10 protein-coding genes and 1 tRNA gene are annotated in these 9,190 nt (G+C 50.1%); 2 read left to right on the forward strand and 9 right to left on the reverse strand.

From position 1 onward, the window contains the following. The coding region (locus tag J4G02_16820) for a CehA/McbA family metallohydrolase (GenBank protein MCE2396218.1) at positions 1–717 on the forward strand (717 nt) is incomplete at its 5' end. A 5-nt stretch (positions 718–722) separates the two neighbouring features. Here the strand turns inward: J4G02_16820 and J4G02_16825 are convergent. Beyond that, a complete protein-coding gene (locus J4G02_16825; GenBank protein ID MCE2396219.1) occupies positions 723–3,329 on the reverse strand; it encodes a hypothetical protein in 2,607 nt (868 codons plus the stop codon). A gap of 181 nt (positions 3,330–3,510) precedes the next feature. On the opposite strand from J4G02_16825, the gene J4G02_16830 reads away from it, so the two are divergent. Continuing rightward, positions 3,511–4,446: an acetamidase/formamidase family protein gene (locus J4G02_16830; GenBank protein MCE2396220.1), complete on the forward strand. Its 936-nt coding sequence runs from the start codon at positions 3,511–3,513 to the stop codon at positions 4,444–4,446. Between the two features lie 142 nt (positions 4,447–4,588). Here J4G02_16830 and J4G02_16835 read toward each other — a convergent pair whose 3' ends face one another. The 8 genes from J4G02_16835 to J4G02_16870 form a co-directional block, all read right to left on the reverse strand. Next, positions 4,589–5,422: a hypothetical protein gene (locus J4G02_16835; protein MCE2396221.1), complete on the reverse strand. Its 834-nt coding sequence runs from the start codon at positions 5,420–5,422 to the stop codon at positions 4,589–4,591. A 260-nt stretch (positions 5,423–5,682) separates the two neighbouring features. Continuing rightward, a complete protein-coding gene (rplL, locus tag J4G02_16840; GenBank protein ID MCE2396222.1) occupies positions 5,683–6,084 on the reverse strand; it encodes a 50S ribosomal protein L7/L12 in 402 nt (133 codons plus the stop codon). An 82-nt stretch (positions 6,085–6,166) separates the two neighbouring features. After that, positions 6,167–6,733, reverse strand: a complete 567-nt coding sequence (locus J4G02_16845; GenBank protein ID MCE2396223.1) for a 50S ribosomal protein L10 — start codon at positions 6,731–6,733, stop codon at positions 6,167–6,169. Between the two features lie 237 nt (positions 6,734–6,970). Further along, positions 6,971–7,669 (reverse strand): 50S ribosomal protein L1, encoded by a 699-nt coding sequence (rplA, locus tag J4G02_16850; GenBank protein MCE2396224.1) that lies wholly within the window; start codon positions 7,667–7,669, stop codon positions 6,971–6,973. A gap of 18 nt (positions 7,670–7,687) precedes the next feature. Further along, a complete protein-coding gene (gene rplK / locus J4G02_16855) occupies positions 7,688–8,113 on the reverse strand; it encodes a 50S ribosomal protein L11 (protein MCE2396225.1) in 426 nt (141 codons plus the stop codon). Positions 8,114–8,129: 16 nt separating this feature from the next. Further along, positions 8,130–8,675 (reverse strand): transcription termination/antitermination factor NusG, encoded by a 546-nt coding sequence (gene nusG / locus J4G02_16860; protein ID MCE2396226.1) that lies wholly within the window; start codon positions 8,673–8,675, stop codon positions 8,130–8,132. 40 nt (positions 8,676–8,715) lie between these two features. Then, positions 8,716–9,093, reverse strand: a complete 378-nt coding sequence (secE, locus tag J4G02_16865; protein MCE2396227.1) for a preprotein translocase subunit SecE — start codon at positions 9,091–9,093, stop codon at positions 8,716–8,718. Between the two features lie 22 nt (positions 9,094–9,115). Next, a tRNA-Trp gene (locus J4G02_16870) sits at positions 9,116–9,189 on the reverse strand. Position 9,190: the final 1 nt, after the last annotated feature.

Genomic DNA, 9,190 nt, shown 5'->3' on the forward strand with positions numbered 1-9,190 from the left:
GCGTTGGGCAAGCTAGACGCCTTTAATCTCTTCGACCCATTCTGGGCGGATCCAGAGTATGACATCTGGTATCATCTGCTCAACTGTGGCATTTCGTTACCAGCATCAACCGGCACCGATTGGTTTATCTGCTCAAACAACCGCGTCTATGTCCAAACAGACCAAGAATTTACCTACGAGAACTGGTTGCGGGGGTTACAGGCGGGAAATACATTCATCACGAACGGACCAGCACTATTTCTTACCGTTGACGGTACAATCCCCGGCGGACGGATTGACTCTCCAAACGGAACAGCCCGTAAACTATCAGGACAGATCTCATGGAATTCACACTATCCGATTAACCGCGTAGAGCTAATCCACAACGGCAGCGTCGCGCAACGTCAAGAGTTCAACGACGCACCGCAACAGAACGGCGAGTGGGAATTTGACATCGAAATTGAAGCAGACGGCTGGATCGCTGCACGCACCTATGGCGACGCGCGGGATAGCTTTGCACAGGCGATATACGCGCATACCAGTCCAGTGCAAATCGGCACAGGTCGTCCCCCCGGCATCGCACAGGAGTCCGCAGCGTTCTTTGTCCGCTCTATTGACGATTCTATCGATTGGATCAGTCGAATCGGCAAGTTCACCAAAGATGAACAACGAGAGGAAATTTTGCACCTGTTTAATGAAGGACGAAAAGTCTATGCAGGGCTAACAGCGGGGCATTAGCATGTCTACTTCCCAACAGCACTGTAGTAAATCGCATTGAACAACAGCTTAAATGTTCCGTGCGACTGTGCCCGATGTTGTGGCTTGAAGCCAAACAGAACCACACGCCCTTTTCCCAGCTTGATATCCCAGAGCGCACCTTTCTGACGAATCCGTTTCTCGCCCTCGATCCAGCCGCTCATGAGTGGATTGAAGTTGGGATAAATCGCAACCCTTTTTCCGCCCCTCGCCTCAAATGCCGGTCCCGACTTGAAAAAGACCGCCATCTCACGCTCCAATCCGTAACCGATTGGATGACTCGTTTCAACAAAAACGCGCAGCAGCGAGCCGGGGCAGAAAAATTGCGTCCCAGTCGATTTCTGCGAATTCGATTGACTCGATCCCAAGGCGTTACTGATCTCCAACCCAAAATGTCGTATTGGCACCTCCGTTGCCCAGTTCAAACAGATGAGTGTACCACCCTGTTCAACAAAGGTGCGAAGATTCGCTACACCCTCCAACCCAATACCGCCCACATACTCAAGCGGGAGACTGCCTTCTGCGTGGCCCGCAATCATCCTCGACGCTCTCATATCCGGTAGGATGATCGCGTCATACCATTCAGCTAAACTTCCGGCACGGATCTCCGCATCGGTCAAATTACGATAGGGAAACTCATGCGCCTCCAGCACCCAACGAGTCCACCCCTCATCCATGTTTGCCACCCACGGCTTATAGAGACCTAAGCGCGGCTGTCTCAACTTTGCTTTGAGGTCCACGTAACGCTGATTTAGCGCATAAATTTCAACCCCAAGGGATTCAGCAAAATAGCGCAATTCGGCGGAATCGCTCCCCGGTATGCGTGGTGATTTAAGGATAATCGTCCCGCGGGGCAGGTGCAAGTCCCTCCACGCGGTTTCCTTCTGCTGTTGATAAATTGTATATTTGTCCTCTTGGAGTAACCGATTCAGGGCCACGGTTTCCAAGTTCGCCCGGTTTCGGAGTACATAGACAACCGCATCTTGGAAATCCACCCCATCAACGTGGAGCTTACCCGCCGCTTTCGGGATCTCCTCAACGAGTGTTAAGTCCGCCTCAAACGCGTTGACCACCTTGATGGCTTTGACACCCATCTGCAGCGGCAACGTCCAACCTGCGATGTCATACGGACGCTCCGGGGGTGCGCCGGGCGCAGGGATACGACGAGGATAGTATTGCACCTCAAGAAGATCTTTGGCATGAGCCCGAAACGGCTGCGCCATCGAAACCACATAAGTCCCCGCGGGATATTCCACACCATCCGCTGTAAAATTCGCGTCCGCCCGATGGATCTTCACACCACCACGCTGTAAAATCTCTAACATCTTGAGTGTGGTATCCATATCCCGCTGATCCGTCGGCACCAAAAATGCCCGTGGCGGTTCCTGTTCACCCTTTTCCACAGCGTCCAACCCCATTTTATAAAAGTTGGTAAGAAACATCTCTTTCTGTCTCGCAACAATCGATAGGATTGAATACGCCGCCGCTTCCTCATATTCGATAATGTCGCGCATCCGCCACCAACCACCGGGCCACGGTTCAGGAAAGTTGGTCTGCTGCGCATATTCGCTCAAACCCCGTCGATGCCCCCTCAAAATCGACTTCGGCTGAAAAATTGGCGAGGCGATGTTGACGCTTGCAGCTTCCGTCAAAATTCCGATCATATTGTGGCGATAGGGTACAGTGCGAAAACCGCCGTGCCACCACGTATCGTACACAGCGTTCGACAACACGCCGGTGAAACCCTGCGACGTAAGATCCAGCGCCATCTGCGCACCGATCAGGGCAAGCTCACGCTGCAACAGCGGTGGGATATTCGGGTTGACGGGATGAAAGTAAGGTGGAATCACGAACCGCGCCCCCCTGTTCCCCATCTGATGCACATCGTAAACCACCTGGGGGAACCATTCTTCGTAGAGTATCTGGGTCACTAACTGCGTCTCGATCTGCGTTAGCATGAACCAATCCCGGTTGTTATCGTGTCCAGTATATTTGTGGTAGAGCCAAGGCATCGGTGCGCCTTCATACGGTGTGTTGACAGTGTGCTCGTACCAGTCGACCACCATGTTCAGTCCGTCGGGGTTTGCGGACGGAATCAGCAGGAGGATCGTGTTGTCTAAAATTTCTGCGACCTTTGGTGTGTTCTCCGTCGCTAGTTGATAAGCCAACTCCATCGACATCTGAGATGACGCAACCTCTGTTGAATGGATGTTGCAGCTAATCATGACGACCGCTTTTCCCTTTTGCGCTAGTCGCTCTAACTCCGTTAAGCTGTGTTCCTGCGGATTGGCAAGTTTCCGCTGGATTACTTTATAGCGGTCAAGGTTCGCCAAATTTTCCGGCGAAGATATCAAGACTAGCACAAAGTCGAGTCCTTCGGTAGTTTTGCCACGCTCCTCCAAAATCACCCGATCCGAACTCGCAGCCAGTGATCGCAGATAGTCGGTGATAGTCTCCCAACGTGCTAGCTTGTAATCCGCCCCTACGGGAAAGCCAATCGCCTCCTCCGGGCTGATAATCTCCGCACTTACCGAACTCACTATCAGTAGCAAGCTAAAAATTCCGATGAAAATAGCACAATATTTCTGGCGCAAGATCCGCTCCTTATCCAAGTCAAACTAGACGATTTATGAAAAATCAGCGGCAGTATACCCCCGATCCGTTTTGAAGGCAAGCAATTTCTAGGTACGACACAATGCTGTTGACGGTGCATCTGAATTCAACTACAATGGAAGCAAGGATTAACACAAACCTGAACGAAGGAGATAAAAACCTATGCGACACTTCACTCGAACACCCTACTATACCGGTCCCGATGATCCGGAACGCGGTCAAGTCCGAGGCACCCTGGAATTCGGCGAAACCGTTGTTATTGAAACAGTCGGAGGACACGATCAGGACATCAGCATTACAGGGGAGCTCAAGCCGGGTACTCCGTTAGATATCACCACGCCGCGTGGGTCTCGTCCCGGTGGCCCATTTCTGATTGAAGGTATCGAGCCTGGCGATTGGGTTGCGATAGAAATTATTGATATGAAGGTGGGACCTTACGGCTTCTACCGAAACGGCGGTCCTTTTTGGGGGAGCGTGCGTTTAATTGCTCCGGTACGGGACGGGTTGGTCCATTTCCCACCGGACTTTGTGGTACCGATTAGACCGATGATTGGGGTCGTTCAGTTAGAAGAGGTCGCCCCACACGCGGGTGCCATGGACCTAGGCGGCAATATGGATTTTAATTCCGTTCAACCCGGCAGCACCCTGCATATTCGCGCTCAGAAACCCGGCGGTTATCTCTCTTTAGGCGATGTCCACGCCCGGATGGGGGACGGCGAGTTAACCGGCACCGGGGTCGAAATCGACTCTGCGATCACCTTAAAAGTAGACCGCTCGCCCGGCTTCCCGACCAGTAATCCGGTGGTAGAGACCACCACGCTGGTAGAGGCAACTCATGAAATCCTCACGACTGGCAAGGGCGCGACTTGGGAGGAAGCACTGAAAATTGCCTGGGCAAACATGGTAGGGTTGATTGCCGATCGATACGATACGACAGCTGAACACGCGAACCTCATTGTAGGCACGATCGCTGATGCCCGGCCGGGATACGCTGCCGGTGCCTTGAACCGCCGCGGATATAGCCAAAGCGGTTACGTGACTTGCCAACTTGCCATCACCAAAGAGCTGCGTCGAACAGGAGAACCCTTTAAGCCGTGAGCAGTCCGACGGTTTTCACAATAATTATACGCGTTCCGCATGCGGTCTCGCTACCATTGACTCGTGGCAACTCTTCCTGTGCCGACCCGTGGTTCGGTACATTTTTACTGCGGTTGGACCGAGTATGGTTCATTTTCCACAATCATAAGATAAATCGCACCTCCAAAAGCAGCAGCCGTCCACAGAACTCACCTATAAACACCGTCAACATCGCAATGTAGAGGAATCCCGTGGCAGCGCGTGTCGCCCCAACGACATCCCGCTGCGTTGATTTATCACGCAGACAATCCCAAATAATAATATATAGCAGCGCGGATCCGCCAAATCCCAGGAAAATCCGCAACCAAAATGCAATTTGATGAAAAAAGTTGAACGGAGTCACCTCCACCGCCTGCCACCGAAGGAACACATTCAGCCCAAAGAACGCGATTGACAAAAGCAGCGACACCAAGAAGATCTGATTGAACCGTTTCAGGTGGCTGACGGGCAGGTTGGGAGTCACGAGATACCAATGCCCAAACCACATACCGCTATTCACAGAACCTAATAAGATCGCGGAAACAAGAAATTGTGCGGACAACAGAAATTTGCCGGCAGGAAGGTCAATGAACTCTCCATACGACTGTGCGCTGTATACCGTCCAGATCACGCCACAGATTGCTCCCACAATTAATAGAGTACGGTTAATCAGAGACTGCTTCAGCCACAAACTTATCGTATATAGCAGGAGTAACCCACAGAAGACAAGCACAAAAATCGAATCGTGCCCCTGCCATGAGAGGAAGAAATTGCTAAAACTGACCGAATTGCCGTTGATTCCCAAGTGCGCACAACGCGCAAAGACCATCACGAGCAGATAAATCAGCGCCATGAGTCGGTAGAATCCACGTCCCACCAGGTCTTTGGGGATGATGAGCAGCAGCGCAAGACCGCCGACTGCTAATTGGGTGAAAACAATATAAAAGATAAGAAGCATTCCAGTTAGCTCCCCACACTCACTACCCGAAACATAAAACCTGATACTTCAGATTGTAGTTGTCCGATTCATCGGGCGTCGAGGGTCCTGTTCAGACTCTACACCCATCGTAGGCGGGGCATCTTGCCCCGTATTGACGATGAAGCATCGAGCTAAAACACCTCATCATTCAACTGCGTAAGTCCTATGTGTAAAAAGAAAAACCCATTGCAGCCATAAGACCACAATGGGTTTGTGTAGGTTGAGAAAAAAGTTGAGGATTAGACAATTTCTACGACTGCATCGACAGCTTCCAACTTGCCCTTAATCTCCTCAGCCTCTTCTTGGCTAACGCCTTCCTTGATAACATTGGGCGCAGACTCAACTGCCTCTTTGGCTTCTTTCAGCCCGAGTCCAGTGACCGCACGTACCTCTTTGATTACCGGAATCTTATTCGGCCCAATCTCTTTCAACTGGACATCAAACTCGGTCTGTTCCTCTTCTGCAGGGGCAGCTTCAGCAGCACCTTCTGCAGCTCCGGGCACTGCACCGGCTGCCACCATCATTGGTGCAGCAGCGGCAGCACTCACACCGAATTTATCTTCAAGTGCTTTTACCAACTCGGAAAGTTCTAAAACTGTCATACCACTAATCTCATCGATTAGTTTTTCAAGATCAGCCATTGTTTCGTTCCTTTCTTTCAAAAAATAGAGTCCATCAGCACTCAACTATTGTCTGAATGCTGAAGACCGTGTTCAACCTAAATCAAGCTGATTCAGATGCTTTCTTCTGATCAGCGACTGCCTGTAGTACCGTCGTCACTTGACGCAGTGAACCATTCAAAACATTAACAAGCCCAGTCAACGGAGAACCTTGATGTAAGACATTAACGAATCCGGAAATGGGAGCCTTCAGACCGCCAACAGCCATCGCAATCAGTTGTTCTCTTGATGGTATATCAACCAGCTTTTCGGCCGCTGTTCCGTCAATCGTCCGCTTACCAAGTATCCCACCCTTAATTTTCAGATTATCATGTTCCCCGCTAAACTCTTTTAATATCTTTGCAGATGCAGCGGGATCGTTGCTCAATGCAAGGGCGGTTGTCCCTTGAAGGTAAGGTTCTAAACCTTCAATTTCTAACTCTTCAGCGACAACACCGATAAGTGTATTCTTATAAACCTTATATTGGATTTCCGCCTCACGACACTTATCTCGCAACTCGGTTATCTCTTCAACAGTCAATCCTTGATATTCTGTCAAGATAACAACTTCCGAGTTCTGGAAATCTTCTCGAATGCGTTCTACCTGTTGAATGTTTTTCTCGTTAGGCATTCGATACCCTCTCCCTTCAAATCAATCATTCGTCCCATACGCAAAAAAAAACCTCCTGTCGTATAGGAGGCTTTATTTCCACATCTATGGAACGTACCCGCCCAATTTCCGTCAATTCTGGCACAAAAGCAGAAATTGGAGCGTATCCAGTCCGCCTCGGTAGGCTGAATCCTCATTTAAGCAAAGTTGCACCCACTGTCTACGACGACACCTAAAGTCGATATAATGTATTTAATTTTAGCTAAACTGTGCCGGCTCCAGACGAATGCCTACCCCCATCGTCGATGAGACAGCAATAGTCCTCAAATACCTGCCCTTTATAGAAGACGGACGGGCACGTACCAAGGCACCCATCACCGCTTGAATGTTCTCCCTAATTTGATTTTCTTCAAACGAAGCCTTCCCAACAGGTGCATGGATCACACCAGACTCCTTCTCCACTCGATACTCAATCTGCCCAGCCTTAATGGTACCGATGGTCTCCGCCACATCCATCGTGACGGTTCCCGCTTTGGCGTTGGGCATCAGACCTCTCGGTCCGAGAATCCGCCCCAACTTCGGCATGATGGTCCGCATCAAATCAGGTGTCGCGATTGTTGTGTCAAACTCCATCCAGCCATCGACAATCTTGTCAACGAGATCGTCTGCACCAACCGCGTCGGCGCCAGCCTCTTCTGCCTCGCGCGCCTTGTCTCCTTGCGCGAAGACTGCAACCCGGATCTCCTGACCGGTGCCGTGTGGTAAAGAAACAGTGCCGCGGATATTCTGATCCGCATGACGCGGATCCACACCAAGATGCACCGCCAAATCTACCGTCTCTTCAAACTTTGCGGACGCAGATTTCTTTAATAATTGCACACCCTCATCTAGTTCGTATAACTTCATGCGATCAACTAGGTCCGCGCCTTCGCGGTACCTTTTTCCTCTTCTGCCCATTCGTTACCTCCCCAACAATTATTGATCAACTGTAATTCCCATGCTGCGCGCAGTACCCGCGACCATTCGCACCGCAGACTCTAAGCTAGTTGTATTCAGATCTGGCAACTTCGTTTGAGCTATCTCCTCAACCTGTGTCGACGTTACGGAAGCAACCTTATTTCGGTTAGGTTCGCCGGATCCTTTTGCTAACTTTGCTGCGTCCTTCAATAACACAGCTGTCGGTGGCGATTTGACCTCAAAAGTGAACGATCGATCTGCGTAACAGGTGACAACAGTCGTAACCACCAATCCCTGTTGATCCTGCGTCCGACCGTTAAAGGATTTGATAAATTCCGGGATATTAATCATATAAGGGGCGAGGCTTGGACCCACTGGTGGGTTCGGCGTTGCCTGCCCAGATATCAGTTGAAGTTTAACCTCCCCGGCAACCTTTTTAGCCATCTATATCTCCTTAATCCTATATCTTTTCTACCTGGAAATGATCCAACTCTATCGGTGTAGACCTGCCTAAGATAGAAATCGTCAAATGTAGACGTTGTCTATCCTGGTCAATCCCATTAATCTCCGCCGGAAATTCCTTAAACGGACCATCAATCACACGGACCTTATCACCAACCGCATGCTCTAACATCGGAGCTGCCGGCTTTTTCTCTTCATCCGTTGACAGATCCAGAATGTGTTGAACCTCTTCCTCAGTGAGTGAGGAAAGAATATCCATGACACTCGGCGTATCCTGAATGAGGTGCCAACTCTGCTGACTCGACTCGTTCGGCGCATCCGCGCGAAGTTCGTTTGCTGTCTGGACGAGGAGGTAGCCGGGGTAAGATGGACGCTCAAACGTCCGTTTCTTCCCGTTTTTGATTTCTACAACCTCTTTAGTAGGAACAATTACTTGGCGAACTTCCTCATCTAACTTCAAGGCTCGCGCCCGCTGCTCAAGATTTAGTTTTACCTTCTTTTCATGCCCAGAATAGATATGAAGAATATACCAAAAACCGTCCATAGCACACCTACGTTTGAAATCAGTTAGACTTATCTGCGGATTAACCTGTCTTAATAAATAGGCTGCGCAACAACGCAAATCCGAACCCTTCGATAGAGTAGTCAAGGGCAAAATAGGCAACAGCCATAGCTATCAACGGAATCAACGAGACTAAAAACGCGATCGGCCATCTTGGTGAATAGCGTCTTGCAACCACGGTTACGCAGACAACAATTGCAACCAGTAAAACTATGCCGTATGCAGAACCCCAGTTAGGATATTCCGTATTGCCATCAACTATCCAGAGGAAAACCCCCAGAATTGCACAAGCCACAATTACTACAAGTGTATTGCCTTGTACTTCCTTCCGGTCCGGCTTGGAGACTTTATCCCATTCAGCCCGAATATCTCGAATAAATGTTTTTATACGTGTTATCATAGGTTTTCAAAAGTAAAAAGGACAGGCCAGGAGGGATTCGAACCCCCAACATTCGGTTTTGGAGACCGACGCTCTAGCCGTTCGAGCTACTGGCCTA

It is taken from the genome of Candidatus Poribacteria bacterium (genome assembly GCA_021295755.1).
Taxonomy (GTDB): Bacteria; Poribacteria; WGA-4E; order WGA-4E; family PCPOR2b; genus PCPOR2b.